1 protein-coding gene is annotated in these 570 nt (G+C 41.8%); it reads left to right on the top strand.

Annotation, left to right across the window (positions count from 1 at the left end):
* The coding region (locus tag AACS90_RS04340; RefSeq protein ID WP_371635764.1) for a tyrosine-type recombinase/integrase at positions 1-337 on the top strand (337 nt) is incomplete at its 5' end.
* Positions 338-570 lie beyond the last annotated feature (233 nt).

Here is a 570-nt window from a genome sequence, read left to right on the forward strand (position 1 = left end):
GTTCCCTAACGATCACGATCCACAAAAGGTCATGAGTGAAAGCACGGTTAATAACGCCTTGCGTGGCATGGGCTACGATACCAAAACCGATGTTTGCGGTCATGGATTCAGAACAATGGCGCGCGGGGCTATGGGTGAATCAGGATTATGGAATGATGATGCGATCGAGCGCCAATTAAGCCACGTAGAAAGAAAAAACGTCAGAGCTGCCTATATTCACACCTCTAAGCATCTGGATGAACGGAGACTGATGGTGCAATGGTGGGCCGATTATCTGGATGCCAACCGGGAAAAACATATCACTCCGTATGATTTTGCTAAGAAACGCCGGAAGTAACATTAATTAATATTTATAATATATTGAATAAAAGATGATTTTTTAGACTTTGTTGGCAGTGCCAACAAAGTCTGCTTTTTATACAACCCATAATTGTATTATTTCATCTTTAATCTGATAGTTAGCTCAGTGCCCAGACTGTGTAAAAACCCTTGATCACCTTTTGGTCTCAGTACGATGTACTTATGATCAATTGGTCTTAGCTACCGATCCAATTTCAAAGCCAAGTCCAG

The sequence above is a fragment of the Xenorhabdus sp. KK7.4 genome (assembly GCF_963876465.1).
GTDB lineage: Bacteria > Pseudomonadota > Gammaproteobacteria > Enterobacterales > Enterobacteriaceae > Xenorhabdus > Xenorhabdus stockiae.